General features: G+C 33.9%; 14 protein-coding genes and 2 other annotated features. Of the genes, 3 read left to right on the top strand and 11 right to left on the bottom strand.

The annotated features are described in order from the left end of the window. Positions 1 to 12 precede the first annotated feature (12 nt). From pflB to parE, 3 genes are all read right to left on the bottom strand, one after another. Complete coding sequence (gene pflB, locus BW732_RS00370; RefSeq protein WP_077274928.1) at positions 13 to 2,262, bottom strand: formate C-acetyltransferase; 2,250 nt, start codon at positions 2,260 to 2,262, stop codon at positions 13 to 15. Between the two features lie 310 nt (positions 2,263 to 2,572). Then, a complete protein-coding gene (parC, locus tag BW732_RS00365; protein WP_077274927.1) occupies positions 2,573 to 4,999 on the bottom strand; it encodes a DNA topoisomerase IV subunit A in 2,427 nt (808 codons plus the stop codon). A gap of 27 nt (positions 5,000 to 5,026) precedes the next feature. Continuing rightward, positions 5,027 to 7,054: a DNA topoisomerase IV subunit B gene (gene parE, locus BW732_RS00360; protein WP_077274926.1), complete on the bottom strand. Its 2,028-nt coding sequence runs from the start codon at positions 7,052 to 7,054 to the stop codon at positions 5,027 to 5,029. Positions 7,055 to 7,719: 665 nt separating this feature from the next. On the opposite strand from parE, the gene BW732_RS00355 reads away from it, so the two are divergent. Beyond that, positions 7,720 to 8,853: an MFS transporter gene (locus BW732_RS00355; RefSeq protein ID WP_077274925.1), complete on the top strand. Its 1,134-nt coding sequence runs from the start codon at positions 7,720 to 7,722 to the stop codon at positions 8,851 to 8,853. A 45-nt stretch (positions 8,854 to 8,898) separates the two neighbouring features. Here the strand turns inward: BW732_RS00355 and BW732_RS00350 are convergent, their stop codons facing one another. The 4 genes from BW732_RS00350 to BW732_RS00335 all read right to left on the bottom strand — a co-directional run bounded on the left by BW732_RS00350 (position 8,899) and on the right by BW732_RS00335 (position 12,062). Then, positions 8,899 to 9,717 carry an amino acid ABC transporter substrate-binding protein gene (locus BW732_RS00350; RefSeq protein WP_077274924.1) on the bottom strand — a complete coding sequence of 273 codons (819 nt, stop codon included), beginning with the start codon at positions 9,715 to 9,717 and terminating at the stop codon, positions 8,899 to 8,901. Continuing rightward, on the bottom strand, positions 9,710 to 10,366 hold the full coding sequence (locus tag BW732_RS00345) for an amino acid ABC transporter ATP-binding protein (protein ID WP_077274923.1): 657 nt from the start codon (positions 10,364 to 10,366) through the stop codon (positions 9,710 to 9,712). The genes BW732_RS00350 and BW732_RS00345 overlap by 8 nt, the downstream gene beginning before the upstream one ends. 12 nt (positions 10,367 to 10,378) lie before the next feature. Next, positions 10,379 to 11,023 (bottom strand): amino acid ABC transporter permease, encoded by a 645-nt coding sequence (locus BW732_RS00340; protein WP_077274922.1) that lies wholly within the window; start codon positions 11,021 to 11,023, stop codon positions 10,379 to 10,381. A 47-nt stretch (positions 11,024 to 11,070) separates the two neighbouring features. Next, positions 11,071 to 11,315, bottom strand: a binding site (T-box leader). Between the two features lie 37 nt (positions 11,316 to 11,352). Beyond that, positions 11,353 to 11,599 (bottom strand) — a binding site (T-box leader). Between the two features lie 40 nt (positions 11,600 to 11,639). Next, positions 11,640 to 12,062: a CoA-binding protein gene (locus BW732_RS00335; protein ID WP_077274921.1), complete on the bottom strand. Its 423-nt coding sequence runs from the start codon at positions 12,060 to 12,062 to the stop codon at positions 11,640 to 11,642. 155 nt (positions 12,063 to 12,217) lie between these two features. On the opposite strand from BW732_RS00335, the gene plsY reads away from it, so the two are divergent. Continuing rightward, on the top strand, positions 12,218 to 12,904 hold the full coding sequence (gene plsY, locus BW732_RS00330) for a glycerol-3-phosphate 1-O-acyltransferase PlsY (RefSeq protein ID WP_077274920.1): 687 nt from the start codon (positions 12,218 to 12,220) through the stop codon (positions 12,902 to 12,904). 46 nt (positions 12,905 to 12,950) lie between these two features. Here plsY and BW732_RS00325 read toward each other — a convergent pair whose 3' ends face one another. From BW732_RS00325 to lepA, 4 genes are all read right to left on the bottom strand, one after another. Then, entirely contained in the window at positions 12,951 to 14,462 is a 1,512-nt protein-coding gene (locus tag BW732_RS00325; protein WP_077274919.1) for a UDP-N-acetylmuramoyl-L-alanyl-D-glutamate--L-lysine ligase, read from the bottom strand. 202 nt (positions 14,463 to 14,664) lie between these two features. Beyond that, entirely contained in the window at positions 14,665 to 16,233 is a 1,569-nt protein-coding gene (locus BW732_RS00320) for a hypothetical protein (protein ID WP_077274918.1), read from the bottom strand. Then, the gene (locus BW732_RS00315; RefSeq protein ID WP_077274917.1) at positions 16,223 to 17,200 is read right to left on the bottom strand and encodes a glycosyltransferase family 2 protein; all 978 of its coding nucleotides are present in this window, start codon (positions 17,198 to 17,200) and stop codon (positions 16,223 to 16,225) included. The genes BW732_RS00320 and BW732_RS00315 overlap by 11 nt, the downstream gene beginning before the upstream one ends. Before the next feature lie 536 nt (positions 17,201 to 17,736). After that, positions 17,737 to 19,572, bottom strand: a complete 1,836-nt coding sequence (lepA, locus tag BW732_RS00310) for a translation elongation factor 4 (RefSeq protein ID WP_077274916.1) — start codon at positions 19,570 to 19,572, stop codon at positions 17,737 to 17,739. A gap of 123 nt (positions 19,573 to 19,695) precedes the next feature. On the opposite strand from lepA, the gene BW732_RS00305 reads away from it, so the two are divergent. Next, positions 19,696 to 20,919 carry a GNAT family N-acetyltransferase gene (locus BW732_RS00305; protein ID WP_077274915.1) on the top strand — a complete coding sequence of 408 codons (1,224 nt, stop codon included), beginning with the start codon at positions 19,696 to 19,698 and terminating at the stop codon, positions 20,917 to 20,919. Positions 20,920 to 20,938: the final 19 nt, after the last annotated feature.

The raw sequence follows: 20,938 nt of genomic DNA, 5'->3' as shown, positions 1-20,938 counted from the left end.
TTATTTTTCTAATTACATTCTATCATGAGCAGTACGAGAAATCACGTCTGCTTGTTGTTCTGGAGTTAAATCACGGAATTTAACCGCATATCCAGATACACGAATTGTTAAGTTTGGATATTTTTCAGGATGCGCTTGAGCATCTAATAATAAGTCTTTTGTAAAGACGTTAACATTTAAATGGTAGCCACCTTTGTCAAAATAACCATCCATTACATTACGTAAATTAGCAATACGAGTATCATCATCTTTACCTAAACCATTTGGATTAATTGTTTGTGTATTAGAAATACCATCTAAAGCATTTTTATAGTTTAAGCGAGCTGTTGAATTTAGTGACGCCAATAAACCATTCTTTTCACCTAAGAATTTACCATCTTGATAACTTGGATTAGCACCAGGAGCTAATGGTTTTCCACCACGACGTCCATCTGGTGTATTACCAGTTGCTTTACCATAAACAACATTTGATGTAATCGTTAATAATGATGTTGATGGTGTAGAGTTACGGTAAGTATGTTGACGTTTAATTTGTGTCATAAAGTATTCTAAAATCCAGTTAGCCATTGCATCAGCTTCTTCATTATCATTACCATAAGTTGGGAATTCATTTGTTGGTACATAGTCAATTGCTAAGCCATTTTCATCACGAATAACTTCAACATGACCGTGTTTAATTGCCATAATACTATCAGTTGCGTGTGAAATACCCGCAATACCAGTTGCAAATGTTCGTTTTAAATTAGTATCCATAAAGGCTAACTGTGGTGCTTCATATGCATATTTATCGTGCATGTAATGAATAACATTTAATGTGTTTACATATAATTCTGCCAACCAATCTAAAATGTCTTTGAAACGTTCGATAAACTCGTCATATTCTAAAACGTCTCCAGTCATTGGACGGAATTTAGGTGCTACTTGCACTTTAGTCATTTCGTCAACGCCACCATTGATAGCATAAAGGACAGCTTTTGCTAAGTTAGCACGTGCACCGAAGAATTGCATATCTTTACCAATAACAGTTGCAGACACACAACAAGCGATACCACAATCATCAGATCCCCAGTTAGCACGTAGTAAATCATCGTTTTCAAATTGAATTGATGAACTTTCTTTAGCAATACGTGCAGCAAAAGTTCTAAAGCCCTCAGGTAAATGTGATGAGTATAAAACAGTTAAGTTTGGTTCTGGAGATGGTCCCATATTAGTTAATGTGTGTAAAATACGGAAATCATTTTTTGTGACTAATGAACGTCCATCTAAGCCCATACCAGCTACACATAATGTAGCCCAAATTGGGTATCCAGAGAATAATTGATTGTAATCTGGTGTACGTGCAAATGATACCATACGTAATTTCATGATTAAGTGGTCAATGATTTCTTGTGCTTCACTTTCAGTTAATACACCATTTTCAATATCACGTTGAATATAAATATCTAAGAAAGCAGAGATACGACCAATTGACATTGCCGCACCATTTTGAGATTTGATGGCTGCAAGATAACCGAAGTATAACCATTGTGTTGCCTCTTTAGCATCTTTAGCAGGTTCAGAAATATCAAATCCATAGTAAGTTGCCATTTCTTTAATATCTTGTAACGCTTTAATTTGATCAGAAACTTCCTCGCGTAAGCGAATTACATCATCTGTCATTACTTTGTTACCTACATTAGCTAAATCTTTTTTCTTTTCTGCAATTAAGTAGTTGATTCCATATAACGCTAAACGGCGGTAGTCACCAATAATTCGTCCACGACCATAAGCATCTGGTAGTCCAGTAATAATTTTGTTTTTACGAGCAGCTCGCATTTCAGGAGTATAAGCATCAAAAACACCTTGATTGTGTGTTTTTCTCCACTCAGTAAAGATTTTAGTCATCTCAGCATCAGTGTCGTAACCGTTTGCTTCTAAAGCATGATTTGCCATATTAATTCCACCAAATGGCATAAACGCTTGTTTTAAAGGTACATCAGTTTGCAAACCAACAACTTTTTCTTCTTCTTTAATTAAATAACCAGGTTCGTGAGAAGTAATGGTTGCAGGAATATTAGTATCCATGTCATACACACCATTTTTCTCATGTTGAACATCAAATAATTCTTGTAATTTTGTCCACAGTTTATTTGTGCTATTAGTTGGTCCTACTAAAAATGAATCATCACCTTGATATTCAGTATAATTAGCTTGAATAAAATCTCTGACATCGACACTTGTTTCCCATTTTCCACCGTTAAAGCCGTCCCATTGTTTTCTCATGCTGAGAAACCTCCTTAAATTTTGTTCATCATTAGTTTTTAAAGTTTAAATTTCGTTTTCTTTTAACAAATTCAGTATAACACAAATACAATCGTTTTCAAGTGTTATAGTTAAAAAAATACAAATTGTGTTAAAAAAAACACAAAATAAACAAAAGCCTTATGCACCAACATATAAAGAGAGTTTACACCTTAATTTTAATGTATGATTTTTATCAGAAAACTGTACTATAACAGTATAGTTTGTGAAAAAATTATGTATAACAGAAAACCCACTTATCTTTTAAATAAGCGGGTTTTTCGTTCATTTATTACTGATTTTCAAATAATACAGAACTTACATTAGCATCTGTATAACTGGAGCCATTTGATTGACGATCATTAATTGGTACTTTAGATAAATCAATCAAATAATCTTGGCCTTTTTCATCGACAATGATAATTGTCGTTAATTTATCATCTAAAAAAGCATTAATCACTCGATGCGGATTGTTTTTCAGCTCTTTTAATACCATTAACCCGCGTTTTGCACGACTTAATTTACTTAATTCTGAGACTTTCATGCGCTTCAATGATCCACGATTTGTAACAATTGTAACTGTCGGTGATGTCCCTCTTTCGATTAAAGTACCACTAACAACAAAATCTGCTGTTTTTAAATTAATTCCTTTGACTCCAGCTGCTCTTGCACCAACACAAGGAACTTCAGATAAATCAAACAATAATCCATAAGCTTGATTGGTCACTAAAAGAACATCTTTTTTATCCGTTGATTTGATCAATTCTGCTGCTACGACGATATCAGTATCAGATTTCAACTTAATTGCTAGGGAAGAGCGACTCTTATAAGTTCGCCACATAGTAAATTCTGACATCAAGGTCTGTTTAATCATTCCTTCACGTGTCATTAATACAAATTGAGCCTGTTCATCAATCTGAGCAAACGGGAAGACTGCTAATATTTGCTCATTTAGCACTGAATTATTGATAGTTTGAGAAAAATGCTCACCGACATCTTTCCATTTTTTATCAGTTAATTCATAGACAGGGCGATAAATCATATTCCCTTTTGTTGTCAACAATAATAAATTATCATGAGTATTCAACTGACCACTAAACATCAGATAATCAGTATCCTTCATTTCTATATCATCTTCTTTTGACGCATTATAAGAGCGTAAACTACTGCGTTTCAAGTAGCCTTCACGTGTGATACTTACCATAACATCTTCTTGAGGAATTAATACTGAGGTCTCAATAGTAATCTCTTCAATTGTATCCTCTAACCGGGTTAAACGTTCAGAAGAATAACTTTTTTTAACTTGACGTAACTCAGTTTTCATTAACTTAAATAATTCTTTATCATTACCTAAAATTTCATTTAATAAAGCGATTTGTTGATGTAAATCAGCTGATTCTTTTTCCAAGGCTGTGATATCTGTATTAGTTAAACGATATAATTGTAGGGATACAATAGCTTCTGACTGTTCTTCCGTAAATTCAAACTGAGTCATCAAATTCAACTTAGCATCTCTTTTATTTTTACTACCACGAATGACAGCAATCACTTGATCTAAAATTGACAAAGCTTTAATTAAGCCATCAACAATATGTAATCGTGCTTTTGCTTTTTTCAAATCATATTGACTTCTTTTTCGAATTACTTGCTCTCGATGGTCAATATATGCTTTCAAAATCGCTATTAGACCAACTTGTTCTGGGCGTAATCGATTAATAGCTACCATATTAAAATTATAGTTAATTTGTAAATCAGTATTTTTAAATAAATAGTTCAAAATTCCTGATGCATCAACTTCTTTTTTTAATTCAATTACTATTCTTAAGCCTGTACGGTCGCTTTCATCACGCACTTCAGAAATCCCTTCAACTTTTTTATTTAAGCGAATTTCATCAATTTTTTTAACGAGGCTAGCCTTATTAACTTCATAAGGAATTTCCATAACAACAATTTGTTCACGTCCCGCTTTTAAAGGTTCTATTGACGTTTTAGAACGTAAATTAACCTTACCTTTTCCAGTCTCATAAGCTTTTTTTAGTTCTTTTTTCCCTTGTAAGATACCACCAGTTGGAAAATCTGGACCTGGAATAAATTCCATTAATTTTTCTAAAGTCGCATTTGGATGATCAATTAGATAAATCGTCCCATCAATAACTTCACCTAAATTGTGAGTAGGAATTTCCGTTGCATAACCAGCTGAAATTCCCGTTGATCCATTAATTAAAAGGTTAGGATACCTTGCAGGTAACACTGTTGGTTCTTTTTCAGTATCATCAAAATTCCATACAAATTCGACAGTTTCTTTATCGATATCTTGTAATAATTCACCACTTAATTTAGATAGTCTTGCCTCTGTATAACGCATAGCAGCAGGCGGATCACCGTCCATACTACCGTTATTACCATGCATTTCAATTAACGGCTCCCGTAATTTCCAATCTTGACTCATTCGAACCATCGCTTCATAGATACTACTATCACCATGTGGATGATAATTACCCATGATGTTACCTACTGATTTTGCTGACTTTCTAAATGCTTTCTCAAAAGTATTACCATCTTTGTTCATTGAAAATAAAATCCGTCGTTGAACTGGTTTTAACCCATCACGAATGTCTGGCAATGCACGTTCTTGAATAATATATTTTGAATATCGACCAAATCGATCACCCATGACTTCTTCAAGTGTTAACTCTTGAACTCTTTGATGTTCACTCATTCCATCATCTCTCCTATTTCTTATGATTTAATCGAATAAACTAGTGTCACCACTATCAGTCGACTCAGTTTCTTTAGATTCTAAAAAAGCCGTATTCGTTTCATCATCATGATGATCTAAAATACTACCATCTTCTTCTAAACTAAATTGAACATTTTTTTCAATCCATAAACGTCTCGGTTCTACTTTATCACCCATTAAGGTTGTAACACGACGTTCAGCAATCGCTGCATCATCAATTTTAACGCGAATCAGTGTCCGTGTATCCGGATCCATCGTTGTTTCCCATAATTGATCTGCGTTCATCTCACCAAGACCTTTGTAGCGTTGGAGCATATATCCTTTGCCCATTGAACGCGTAATTGCTGCTAACTCATCGTCAGTCCACGCATATTCGATAGTTGCTTTCTTTCCCGTACCCTTTTGAACTTTATATAATGGTGGTAGAGCAATATACACTTTACCTGCCTCAACAAGAGGTTTCATGTAACGATAGAAGAACGTTAGCAAGAGAACTTGAATATGGGCACCATCCGTATCAGCATCCGTCATAATGATAACCTTGTCATAGTTACAATTTTCTAATTCAAAATCAGCGCCAACGCCTGCACCAATTGTATAAATCATAGTATTGATTTCTTCATTTTTTAAAATATCAGCTAATTTTGCTTTTTCAGTATTAATCACTTTACCACGTAAGGGTAAAATCGCTTGGAATTTTCGATCACGGCCTTGCTTAGCCGATCCACCGGCTGAGTCTCCCTCGACTAAGTACAATTCATTGCGCTTAGGGTTTCTTGTCTGAGCAGGCGTTAATTTTCCAGAAAGTAGTGTTTCACCTTTACGCTTTTTTTTGCCATTCCTACTATCTTCTCGTGCTTTACGCGCGGCCTCTCGTGCTTCTCGTGCTTTCAACGCTTTTCGGACTAACATTTGTGACAAATCGCTGTTTTCCTGTAGGTAGAAACCTAACTGCTCACTAACGACACTTTCAACAGCTGCACGTGCTTGAGCGGTTCCTAATTTTCCTTTTGTTTGACCTTCAAACTGAAGTAAATTTTCAGGGATGCGCACAGAGATAATGGCTGTCAAACCCTCTCTAAAATCGCTTCCTTCTAGATTTTTATCTTTATCTTTTAATAAACCAGCTGTCCGTGCATACTCATTGAATGATTTTGTTAAAGCCGATTTCATACCAGTTTCATGTGTCCCACCATCTTTAGTTCGCACATTATTAACAAAAGATAACGTATTTTCCGAGTAACCATCATTGTACTGACAAGCAAACTCAATTTCAATTTCATCTTTTAAGCCAGAAAAATAAATAACAGGTGTTAGTTCATCTTTTCCTTCATTTAAATAAGCTACAAACTCTTTAATCCCTTCATCATAGCGGAAAGTATCTGTTTGTTCTGTTCGCTCATCAAGCAGTGTGATACTAACTCCCTTAAGTAAAAAAGCCGTCTCACGCAAGCGCTCGGCTAAAACGTCATATGAAAACGTCGTTGTCGAAAAAATTGTTGTATCAGGTTTAAAGGTAATTATAGAACCATTGGGTATCGATTTTGCTACCTTTTTACGTTTTAATTGACCATCTGTATGTCCACCATTTTGAAAAGAGACAGTAACTTCTTCACCATCTCGAACGGTTTGAACTGTTAACTCACTAGATAATGCATTCACCACACTGGCACCCACGCCATGTAGTCCTCCAGACGTCTTATAGCCACCTTGACCAAATTTACCCCCAGCATGCAAGATTGTAAAGATAACTTCAATCGTTGGTTTACCAGACGCATGAATTCCAGTTGGCATACCACGACCGTAATCTCGAACACTAACGCTATTGTCAGAATGAATCGTCACTTCTATCTGATTACCATAACCAGACAATGCTTCATCTACAGCATTGTCAAATATTTCAAATACTAAATGATGCAACCCTTTTGTATCTGTTGAACCTATATACATTCCTGGCCGTTTACGAACAGCATCTAGTCCCTCTAAGACTTGAATAGATGTATCATCATATTGTTTATTTATTTTTTTCGTCATTATTTTCTCCTTCTATATAAATAATCAATTGGCTAAAGAGACCTACCTTGACTATACTACGCTATTCCCTTCGGCTTTTAAAGTAGAATTTACCACAAAAAAAATCGACATATGGTAAGTTGATACTTTGATCATCGAATAATGTCCATCCGACCATTATCTTATAATAAATTAGATCAAGTTGTAAAGCCCACTCATTCACTAGGTACTTAGAAAATAGTATTGAGTATTTCAATTATTTTTTTATTCTACTACCTATTAATAAAAACTAACCCTTTCACTTGAATTAATCTACCAATGAGCTAAATAAAACAAGACATTAATTTATTTTTGAACTCATATTTAATTTTTTCAAATACACGTTGTATAGTAACATAAGTAAAATCATATGAGCAATGTGTTATAGTTACTTAAGGATGATATATCTCTAAATAAATTATCGGATAGCACTTTTCAAAAAATATTAATTAAAAATGCAATATTTGCTCAATTTAATTAATCTATTGTAATATACTGTACATTTGAATGATAATTATATAAAATAGTAGTGATTATTCATTTATTCAACATTATTAATTATTTTAAAGGAGTGTTGTCTTATTCTTAAACGCAATGTAAAAACGAATCCTAATCTTTTATTATCGGCCCTTTTTTTAGGCTACGTTATGGTTTATATTGACAAACTATCGGTTGGATTTGCTGTTATCTCTATTAATAAGGATATTCCTATGACTGATAGTACAAAAGGTTTATTATTAGGTGCTTTTTTCATTGGTTATGCTTTACTTCAGATTCCAATGAGTATCGCGGTCAATAAATTTGGGGCAAAAAAAATTGTTCTCTGGTCTATCATTATGATTGGAGTTTTCGACTTTCTTTTTGGTATGGCGGATACCATTACGATGCTAATCGCTATTCGACTATTATCTGGTCTCTTGGCCCATTCAGGGTACACCTCAGCTTCTAGTAAAGAAATTACAGAATCATTTTCAGTCGAACGTCGGGCTTTCGCTAAGGGTATTTTATTATCGGCTTCGGGGTTTGCAAGTATTCTAGGTCCTATTTTAGTTTCTCCATTAATTCAAAATTTTGGTTGGCGCTCTGCATACAAGGTTCTAACGATTGTCGCCCTTGTTATAGCTGTTTTTGTAGCAATAGCTATACCAAACAAGCCTAATCTGACTAACGAGAAAGCTAAATCCACTATCAGTATGCTTGATATTTGGAAAACACCCTTAGTTTGGTTTTTATTCATCAGCGCTTTTTGTGTCAACAGTCTACTGTATGGGTTAACTAGCTGGTTACCGACTTATCTTGACAACTATCGTGGCTTAAGCTTAACACAAGCAGGAATGGTTAGCTCTGTCGTAGGTATTTTTTCTTTACTAGGTGCCATTGGTGGCGGCTATATGATCAGTCGTTATTTTCAAGGTAAAGATACTTTAGTTATTCTAATTTGTTCTATTCTTGGCAGTTTTTTAACTTTCTTATCTTATTTTACAAGTCATATGCCTAGTTTTACCATCTTACTTGGTCTAGCTTCTCTACTTTTAACCATCACTTTTGTGACGGTCATGTCTATCCCGCTTAAAACATTTGAAGGAGATCGATTTGCTCCAAGCTATGCGACAATTGCAATGGGAGGAATTGTTGGTGGAGCCGTTTCCCAAATTGCAATTGGACTCTTAGTTCAAGCAACTAACACATTTTTATCTGTTTTTATTTACTTTTTAATTTTAGGTTGCTTAACTGGCCTAATTGTTTTACCAATCAAACATAATAAAAAGTATTTACTATAATCGTTAAAAAAAGCAGACTTGATAAGTTTATCAAGTCTGCTTTTTTTAACGATTTATAATGATTCGATTGTCGCCAAACCATTTTTGACTGATTTTTTGTGCAGTTCCTGTCTCAGTACTTTTTGCTAAACCATCATTGATTACTTTTAATAGTTCGCTATCCCCTTTACGGACACCAATAGCAAAGTTTTCATTTTCAAACTCGCTTGGAATGATGACTAAACCCTTCATGTCCGCTTGTTTAGCAATATAATAGTCAGCAAAAACTTTATCAATCAATAACCCATCGATACGCCCAGCTTTTAAATCCAAAAATCCCTCGGTAAACGTTGGAAACAAGACAGCTTCATTGTCTTTAATGTAATCTTTTAACATTTCTGGATTATTCTCTAGTAACTCTTCACCACTGGATCCTTCCTGAGCACCTAATGTTTTACCCTTCATATCAGCGAATGTGTTAATGCCGTTATCCGGATTAACTACAAGTACTTGCTCATTTGTTAAATAATAGTCACTAAAATCAACTGATTTTTTGCGAGCGTCTGTGACTGTATAACCATTCCAAATAACGTCAATTGTTCCATTTTTTAACTCTGACTCTTTCATTGACCAATCAATTGGTTGGAATTTTGCTTTAACACCCATTTGTTTCGTCACATCACTTGCGAGATCAATATCAAATCCAACTAATTTCCCTGAATCATCTTTAAAACCCATTGGAACGAATGTATCATCGACACCGATAACCAATTCACCTTTTTTCTTAATCTCGTCCCAAGAAGCACCTTGTTGCTTAGATCCACATGCACTGACGAATAACATACTTACTAATAATATAGCTACTGCCCATCTTTTTTTAGTCATTTTCTTTTCCTCCATCTCTTACATTAGTTATTGGACTGACTTCGATTAATTTATCTGCAATCTTTTTAGCAAAAGTTAAATCATGCGTTACAACAATTTGTGTCATCCCATCTTTTTTTAACTTTAGAATCGTTTGCGCTACGTTATCAACTAAATCAGGGTCAAGAGCACTCGTTGGTTCATCATAGCACAAGACATCTGGTGTCATTAATAGTGCTCTAACCATAGCAACACGTTGTTTCTGTCCGCCTGACAATTGTGAAGGATAGTACCGACGATGCTCAAGTAAACCAAACCTTTCAAGCAATTGATTAGCCTCTATAGTTGCTTGTTCGCCTGAAAGTTTTTTCACCATGGTTGGAGCTAAAATCAAGTTTTCTAGAACAGTTAAATGTGGAAACAAGTTAAAGTCTTGAAAAACAACACCAATTTTTCCGCGATTTTCAGTAAATAGAACGGGTTTACTATCGAGTAACAGTTCACCACTATCAATCGTTTCTAAACCAGATATGCAACGTAACAAAGTGGTTTTACCACCTCCAGATGGTCCGACTAAAGCAAGAACTGTGCCCGTCTCAACTGTTAAATTGAGGTCGTCGATAATCTTTTTTTGATTAAATGACTTATTTAAATTTTTAATTTCTAACATCTATAGTCTCTCCTAACTTTTAATGGCTTGACGACGTTCAATATACTTTAAAATTAGTGTGACGAATCCCGTCAGTAACAGATAAATAATCGCAACAACAATTAAAGGAATAATACTTGCTTCCCGTTGCATTGCGACACGACCGGCTTTCATGACTTCACTTAATCCTAAAGCATAAATTAGCGACGTATCCTTAACCAGCGTAATTACTTCGTTCCCAACTGACGGGAAAACAACCCGATAAACCTGTGGTATAACAATTTTATAAGTTGTTTGCCAAGTACTTAAACCCAACACCTTAGCTGCCTCATATTGTCCATTAGGAATTGCTTGAATACCACCTCTGAAAATCTCTGCAAAGTAAGCAGAATAATTAATAATAAAAGCAATTAAAACTGCCATTAAACGACTTTCAATAATAATACCAACAAATGGTAAACCAAAGAAAACAAAAATTAATTGCAGTAATAAGGGCGTGCCACGAATAATCCAAATCACCGTATCTATTACCCATTTCAGTGGTTTAAAATGAGTTGTTGCAACGAAACCAATTAACATACCTAACGGCAAAGAACTAATTAATGTCAAAATAAAAACTAAAATGGTCATTTTAGTTCCTTCAAGTAATGCCGGTAATACTTTAATCACTAAATCCATGTCTTTTCCTCCTTAAAAATAAAAAAACGTCCTCTTGGCAATAACGCCAAGAGGACGAGCATATTATATGTCGTGGTCCCACCTCATGTTTGCTTAATATAATGAATTAAGCCTCTAACAGTTTGTATCCAAACTGACCACGATAACGAGTGGACCGACCTTACCTACTATTAGAATTTCAGCAAGATATCTCCGAGATGTGTTCATTTATAAGCTGTGACCTTTTCTCACCAACCAAAGGCTCTCTTCACACAAAGCAAAATAAATTACTTGTTCTCATTCTTGATTCTGTTATTAAAAATAAAAAAAAGACCTCTTGGCAATAATGCCAAGAGGACGAGCATATCATATGTCGTGGTCCCACCTCAAGTTCACCTAAGTAATATTCCATTAGGTCTCTAAGCAGTCTTAATAGCAAAACTGCATCACGATAACGGGTGCACCGACTTCACTTACTTATATTTCAGAAAAGTTCTCTAAGGTGTGTTCATAAACTTAGCGACGACCTTTTTTCACCAATCAAAGGCTCTCTAAACGTCAAACTAACTTACTATTTGTCCTTATCAACAATTTAAATAATTAATTTTCATTAGAATATCATGTTAATTTAACAGTGTCAAGCCATATTATTTAATTCTATTTTAATACAACGATTCATGACAACATCTTTTCGATTATTTTCAGCCAAAATTTGCGCAGCTTCTTCATTTTCAATGCCTAATTGCGCCCAAAAAATCTTAGCATCTGTTTTAACAAATTCACGCGCAATATCTGGTAAAGCATCACTTTTTCTAAAAATATCAACAATATCAATTGGTTCTTTCACATCAGTAAGCGTTGCTACAACAGGTTCTCCTAAAATCGTTTCACCAGCTAACATAGGATTCACTGGAAATAATTTGTATCCAGAAAGTTGCAATACTTGAGCCACTTGATAACTTGTGCGGTCAGGCTTATTACTTAACCCAATCACAGCAATATTTTTACTATTTTTTAAATAGTCCTTAATCGTTTCATCATTTGGATTTTTAAATGTCATAAGACTAGTCCTCCTTATTTTTTAAAAAATAAATTCATTTAGTGTATATGTCTAATAGTAACTTTATTTAAAATAAAGCACAAGCATTTAAAACTTATTGTTGCCATCACTGTTTCATGGTAAAATTAACTTTATCGTTAAGGAGGTTAACTCACGTGAAAATAGTATTACTTTTATTCTTAGCCTATCTACTAGGATCTATTCCTTCTGGTGTTTGGATTGGCGAATTATTTTATCATAAAGACATTCGACAATTTGGTAGTGGAAATATGGGAACGACAAATACTTTTAGAGTTTTAGGTAAAAAAGCTGGTACCGTTGTCTTAATAATGGACATTGCAAAGGGTGCAATTGCTACAATGTTACCACTTTGGTTTAACTTAGATGTCAATCCTTTATGGTTTGGTGTTTTGGCTATTATCGGTCATACTTTTCCCATATTTTGTGATTTTAAAGGTGGAAAAGCTGTAGCTACTAGTGCTGGTATGTTATTAGGCTACAGTCCAACATTTTTTATCTATTCTATCAGTCTCTTTGCTATCTTACTCTTCTTTACGAGTATGGTGAGTCTATCAAGCATGTTAAGTGCTATTATCATTACTTTATCAACTATTTTCATTCCACTTATTTTCCCTGAAATTCTGGCTGAGCAAAACTGGCTACTAACGACATTAGCTGTTCTAATCACCGCTTTTATTATTTATCGTCACCGTGATAATATTAAACGAATTAGAAATGGTACTGAAAGTCGAGTACCTTTTGGATTAAAAAAATCAGTAAAAAAAATATCAGAGCAAACTGCTTCAGATAATGTAAACGAACAAAAAAAACAAGAGGATTAATTTCCTCTTGTTTTTTTGTATTCGTCATTAGGTTGACATAATAATATTATGAATTCGAATAGTCAGTTGCAATTTGATAATCGCCAGCATAGGGAACATCGACACCGTTTACCTTTTGAAATAAATCTTGTCCTTTACCGGCCAATATGACGACATCGCCCTTATTAGCTTGATCAATTGCTGCTTTAATAGCCTGTTCACGATCGGCTATGACAATTTGTTCAACTTGTTGGTTGTCAATTGCTTCAGCAATCTCTAAAATAATTTGATTTGGGTCTTCAAATTGTGGGTCATCAGATGTTAAAAAAACAGTGTCAGCAAATTCTGAAATAACTTTCCCAAAATCTTTACGACGTGACACACCTTTGTTACCTGGACTACCTATCACTAAAGTTAATCTAGCTTGTGGGTATTCATTTTTTGCAAACGACATCAAATTCTTTAAACTATCATAATTATGTGCATAATCCACAAAGATATGTTGCCCCCGCTTACCAAGTATATGTTCCATACGTCCTGGTACTTTAGCAATCTCTAAGCCTCTAACTAAGTCATCAACACTTGCACCAGCCAATGCACATACAATTAGACTTGCTAAAGCATTGTCTTTATTAAAATCACCACGTAGTTGTAAAGAATAATCTCCTGCAATGGTAATATGACTGTCAATCACTTGTGTCACTTTAAATGTTAACGAATCAGAAGTTGGCAACCACACAAAATCGGCATCACTTTTACCACTATAAGTGACGTAAGGTTTATTATAAGCATTAGCCATCTCAATTAGAAGGTCAACATCTTGGGTATCTTGATAAATGACAACTTGTTTAGATTGTTTAATTAATTGTCGCTTACAGTAATAGTAATCATCAAAAGTTGGATGCTCAATTGGACCAATATGGTCAGGAGAAATATTCATAAACACACCAATATCAAAAACTAAGCCAAAGACGCGTTTAACTTTATACGCTTGTGAAGAAACTTCCATGACTAAATGTGTCATACCATTTGTCACAGCTTCTGCCATCATTCGATACAAATCAAGCGATTCAGGTGTTGTTAAAGAGGATTTAAAATAATTCTTACCATCTAACGTTGTGTTCATCGTTGAGAGCATTGCCACTTTATGATTAGTTGCTTCATCAAGAATTGCTTTTGTAAAATAAGCAGCTGTCGTTTTACCTTTTGTCCCTGTATAGCCAATTAAGGTCAGTTTTTCTTGTGGATAGTCATAAAAAGCCATGCTGATTAATGCTAAAGCCTCCCGAATATCTGTTACAATAATGCCTAAATGAACGTCAACATTATAAGGTGTTTCTGAGATATAAAAATTTAAGTCATTTTCTGCAACAGCTCTTTTCAAGTAATCTTCTTTAAACGATAATCCCTTACAAAAAAATAAAGAGTCGCTCGTTACTTGACGAGAATCATAGGTGATATGTTTAAACTCATAATCTGCTACCGGCAATTTAAAATGCCAGTGATTATTATGAATGTATTCTTTAATTAGACCTGCTTCAAATAAAATCGATTCTATCTTCTTCAATGTTATTGCCATTGGTAAATCCACCCCAAAATTATATTTTACTTATTATAACATATATCAAAGGCTACTACGTATCTCATATCACTGTACTTGTAATCCTTACATGATAAGTAATAACTTTTTTCTTGTTCTTTGATTTTCTTAAAAAAAAGCTAGATCTGAATAGGCACCCATATCTAACTTTAAAATATTATTTAATTGAAAAAATGCTTTTTTAAGGATTAACACGATAAAGACGATACGTCAAATCAATTTCATTAAATTGACTATGTTCGGAAACAAGAGAGTAGTTTGCACGAATATTCACTGGTACAGATTCTTCTTCTGATTGTCCATAATATCCTTTATGGACAATAAACATAACAGCTTTGTCATTAACCGCTTGATTTTGAGTATCCATCATTTCAGGCAAATGCTCTTGACTAATATTTTGACGTTCAAAATAATAGATACTTGGTAATATATTCGCTGCTTGGTAGAATCCACCATCTAAAAAACCATAATTTAACATCGTTGGATTCTCTTCTTCATTCATAATTTTAGCAAATTTTTCTTGAGCGTAAGAATGATCATTCGGATTAAATGTTAACGAACGATTATCTGGAAATGCTTTTGAGAATTGAAAGTTATTTGTAGTTCCAAATAATGTAACAAAACTGACTAAACCAATAAACAGAACTTGTAAATTGGTGAATTTAATTTTATCCATATAGGTTAGAACGAGTAAAATAGGTAAACAAGCAAAAGGCATTAAAATTAGATAATAATAATTAAAACCTTTACCACCATAAAAAGTACTAATGACTAACATAAAATAACTAGAAGAATAAATAAACAACGTCCACTTATCTTTAAATAAACGATTCGATACAATCATTCCTAAAAAGCCAAGAATAAAAACGACAATTAATAGATGCTGACTCACCACTCTCCTAGAAAAAATTAGTATTGCATTAAAAATGTTACCAATCAATCCACTAGTTGTTCCACTAGGATATAGTTTTATATTTGCATAAAAATAATTAAACACTAAATCTCCCCAAGCACCTACTAAACTAAAATAAGAAATAATAAATAAGCTTAGAGACAGAAAACCGAAAAGAACCCAGACGCTACCACGAATGAGCTGATTAGTGTCTTTTTTAGCAACTAGACAAATTCCTACTGATAGCAAAAAGCCTAATGAAGCACCAATCATAGTATATTTAACCCAAAATAAATAACTCAAAGTTAAACCAATTAAAAAATATTCATAATTAAGCAATTTAAAATTATTCTGCTGAAACTTAAAAATTAAATAAATTGTATAACAAATAGGTAAAAAGACAAACTCCTCTGCGCTACCCCCCGTTTTAAAAAACGGATCAAATGTTAGCAATAAATAACTCAATAAAACAAATGCAATACTTTTGTTAGCATCTAAAAAAAGAGACCCTAATTTAAATAAAATACAAGATACCAAAGTCATATTAATCACTTCCAAGAAGAAAACGCCAAAGTAACTATTAGAAATTTTTGAAGCGATAAGAAATAAAAAATATAGTGCCGGCCCTTTTTGTTCGAAAAGATCTTTATATGGGATAATTCCATGACCCCAAGATTTACCCATTGTGACAAACGCATTTAAATCAACCCAATCATTAAACTCATATATTGGAGAATTTTTACTAGCAATTAACAAGAATATGAAAGATGTCATAAAAAAAATGAATGTTATTGACCATGGTAATTTGAAAAGTCGCTGAATAGACTTATGTGAATTGGAAGTTTGATTAAGATTCATGGTCTTTCACCTCACGTCCATTTAAGTGTGATTCGATAATAAAACGTGGTCGTTCTTTTACTTCAGAATAAATCTTGCCAACGTACTCACCAACAATTGAAATACTTAATAATTGAATACCACCAATTAACCAAATACTCATAATAAGTGACGTCCAACCAGTATCAACATCACCCATCACTTTTTTGAAAATAGTATAAATCATATATACAATACCGATGATTATTGTAAGTATCCCTAAATTTCTAACAAAACGAATAGGCATAACCGAAAATGAAGAGATGCCTTCCATAGCAAAACTTAACATTTTTTTCAGTGGATATTTAGATTCGCCAGCTGCTCGTTCATTTCTTGAGTAATAGACATTTGTAGAAGGATAACCAACTAAAGGAACCATTCCTCTCAAGAAAAGATTTTCTTCTTTAAAAGTTAACAATGTTTTTATTGCTCGTTGACTCATTAAACGAAAATCTGCATGGTTTGGAACCATTCTAATGCCAATTTTTTTCATAAATGCGTAAAATAAATTGGCAGATGTCTTCTTAAAATATGTATCAGTATCACGATTGTTTCGCACACCATATACAACATCAAACCCATTGTAATATTGGGCAACCATCTCTTTAATTGTATGTACATCATCCTGTAAATCAGCGTCGATTGTTATTACAATATCCGCATCATCGCATACTGTTGCCATTCCAGCTAATAAAGCATTCTGATGCCCAAAATTTCGACTAAATTTTATTCCATTAAAATGAACAGAATCCTGTGTATTCAATTGCTCAATTATTTCCCATGTTTTATCCTTACTACCATCATCAACAAATAAAATAGAGCTATCTTGACTAATTTTGTCAGCATCAATTAAATCCGATAAAATTCCGAATAATTCTGGACTAGAGAGAGGCAGAACTTCTTCTTCATTATAACAAGGAACAATAATTATTAAACGTGCTTTTTTCAACTGAATTTACCTCCTAAACTAAATAAATACAATATTTGTATTATAACACTGTTCCACTGACACTACTATTAGTTTATTTTTTGAAAACGTTTGATATTTATGTTTTTTAGTTTATTAATAATCTTTTTGTTATTTTAAGTATTTTTAATATAAAATAAAACAAATATCTTAAAAAACTAATTGAATGGATGCGAAAATTACCTATTTTTTAAGTTCATTGGAATCTATCTTAATAATTATCATGAAATATATTGACTAAAATCCAAGATAAAACTTAAGAAAATACGAAAAAGACTCGTTATTCTCAATTAGCAACGACTATGAAGACCAATAATCAAGTCAATAAGAAAATGAAAAAGAGACAGCTAATATCTTTGAATCAATTTTAAATGAAAAAAGAAACCGTTGATATATTTGAAAGTATTATGACAAAAGAAGCATAAAAAATCCCCCAATCTTTCCTTATTTTCAAGCAATGGGGGAAGATTGGGGGAAAATACTATTATTCAGTTAGTCACGTTTCGCACAAACCCTTACTACTTCTTAGGTTCATCCTCATCCATCTTAAGAACTGCCATGAAGGCTTCTTGTGGCACTTCAACAGATCCGATAGACTTCATACGTTTCTTACCTTCTTTTTGTTTCTCTAATAATTTACGTTTACGCGACACATCTCCACCGTAACACTTAGCTAATACGTTTTTACGTAATGCTTTAATATCGGTTCTTGCTACAATTTTTGTCCCAATTGCTGCTTGAATAGGTACTTCAAACTGTTGTCTTGGAATTAATTTACGTAATTTTTCAACGATTGCACGTCCACGTTCATAGGCAAATTCTCGATGGACGATAAAGCTTAGTGCATCAACGTTTTCTGCGTTGAGTAGAATATCCATTTTGACTAACTTACTTGTACGGTAACCAATCAATTCATAATCAAATGAGGCATACCCTTTTGTACTCGATTTCAACTTATCAAAGAAATCAAATACAATTTCAGATAGTGGAATATTATACACAACATTTACTCGGTAATCATCTAAATAGTCCATTGTCACAAATTCCCCACGCTTACGTTGTGAAATTTCCATTACAGCACCAACATAATCGTTAGGTACCATAATTTGTGCCTTGACGTATGGTTCTTCAACCGAATCTATCACACCTGGAGCAGGAAAATCAGCAGGATTATCGACAATAATCTTTGAGCCATCCGTTTTATTTACGTGATAAATTACCGAAGGAGCCGTAGTAATCAAATCAAGATTAAACTCACGTTCTAGACGCTCTTGAATGACATCCATGTGTAATAAACCTAAGAACCCACAACGGAAACCAAAACCAAGTGCCTGCGATGTTTCAGCCTCAAATTCAAGTGCAGAATCATTTAATTGTAATCTTTCAAGTGCTTCACGTAAGTCGTTATATTTTGAATTATCAATGGGATATAGTCCACAATAAACCATTGGATTCATTCGACGATACCCTTGTAATGGTTCAGTAGCAGGGTTATTAGCCAATGTTACTGTATCTCCAACACGTGTATCTTGAATGTTTTTAATACTTGCCGTAATATATCCAACGTCCCCTACCATCAGCATCTCTCTCGGTACAGCCTTTGGTGAAAAGATACCTACTTCAGCAACTTCATATTGTTGACCATTACTCATCAATTGAATGGTATCTCCAGGTCGAACGACACCATCCATCACCCGAATATTTAAAACAACTCCTCGATACGCATCATAGACTGAATCAAATATTAATGCTTTTAAAGGTGCTTCAATATCGCCTTCCGGTGCGGGAATGTATTCAACAATTTGTTCTAAAATATCGACAATACCGATGCCAGCTTTAGCACTTGCCAAAACAGCTTCACTCGCATCAATACCAATAACTTCTTCAATTTCTTGTCGGACACGCTCAGGGTCAGCAGCTGGCAAGTCAATTTTATTAATCACTGGTATAATCTCTAAATCATTGTCTACTGCAAGATAAACATTTGCCAGCGTTTGCGCTTCAATTCCTTGAGCAGCATCGACAACTAGTACTGCTCCTTCACAAGCTGCTAAGCTACGAGATACTTCATATGTAAAATCCACATGTCCTGGTGTATCAATCAGGTGAAAAATATATTCTTTTCCATCTTTAGCATTATACGTTAACTCTACGGCATTTAATTTAATCGTAATACCACGTTCTCGCTCTAAATCCATCGAATCTAACAATTGATTTTGCATCTCTCTATCCGATACTGTTTCAGTTTGCTGTAGTATTCGGTCAGCCAATGTTGATTTTCCATGGTCAATATGCGCTATGATGGAGAAGTTACGAATGGATTCCTGTCTTTTTTTCATTTCTTCTAAATTCATTTGACTCCTCACTTTCTATTCAATCAGCATTTCTAATTATAGCAACCTTTTATACCTTTTTAAAGTATTTTCATAGTTAGTTTGCTATAATAAATAATGACTAAATAAATAGGAGTTTTATTAATGGACGCAAAAGATGTCAAAAAAATTTTAACTTTAAAAAAAGTTGAGTTAAAGTACTTAAAGCAATTTAACGAATTACTGCGTTATGTGTTCCAAGTAACTGATTCAGATTTAGAAGAAGGTGGTTATGAGGATGAGTCTGAAATCATTCGTGCAAAACGCCCAGTACTTCGTGAAGCTGATGTTTTTGGGTGGTTCAATGAAGAAGACAAGCTCATTTCTCAAATTGCCATTTATCCTTGTAAAGTAAACATTCATGATACTGTCTACAATATGGCAGGAGTAACCGGAGTTGGAACTTATCCAGAATACGCTAATTTAGGTTTAATGAGTGATTTAGTTAGACTATCATTAGAAAAAATGCGAGAAAATGAACAATGGATTTCGTATTTATATCCTTACAGTATTCCCTACTATCGCCGAAAAGGCTGGGAAATCATCTCCGATACGATTACCTTTGAAATTAAAGACTCACAATTACCCAAAATAGTTGATGTCCCAGGTCGTGTCGAACGTGAAAACATCTCACATGAGGATGTCTTTACAGTATACAATCAGTTTGCTGAACAAAATCACGGTGCCATGATTCGAACAGAACTAAATTGGGAAGAATATTGGCGTTGGGAAAATGAAGAAGAACGGATAGCTGCTATCTACTATAATAAAGATGGAGAACCTCAAGGTTTTTGCTTCTATTGGATTGCTGAAGAAGTTTTCCATATTAAAGAGATGGTTTACCTAAATCAGGAAGCTCGACTAGGTTTATGGAATTTTGTTTCTGCTCATTTTTCTATGATTGAACTCGTTAAAGGGACGACCTACAAAAGTGAGCCTATTGCCTTTTTATTTGAAGATAGTGAAATCAAAGAATTTATCGCACCATATTTTATGGGACGGATAGTCGATGTAGAGCAATTTATTAAACATTATCCATTCATTACAACGGGGAAACCATTTCATTTTGTGATTGAAGACCCTATTGCTGAATGGAATAATGGAACTTTTAGCTTACTCTGGGATGAAAATGATGACTTAACAGTCAGTCATAAACCTATTGGTAATCCAGTGTATATCGATATTCAAACACTTACTGCGCTATTTATGAGCTATAAACGTCCTTCTTATTTGTACCGCGTTGAACGTCTAAAAACTGACAAAGAGACCTTACGTACTTTAGAACGTATTATTCCTGATCAAGAAGCCTACTTTAGTGATTATTTCTAAATAAAAGCAGAGTATCAAC

This window comes from Vagococcus penaei (assembly GCF_001998885.1).
Taxonomy (GTDB): domain Bacteria; phylum Bacillota; class Bacilli; order Lactobacillales; family Vagococcaceae; genus Vagococcus; species Vagococcus penaei.
Note: the sequence above shows the minus strand (reverse complement) of the source record. Positions and strands in the feature narration are given on the sequence as shown.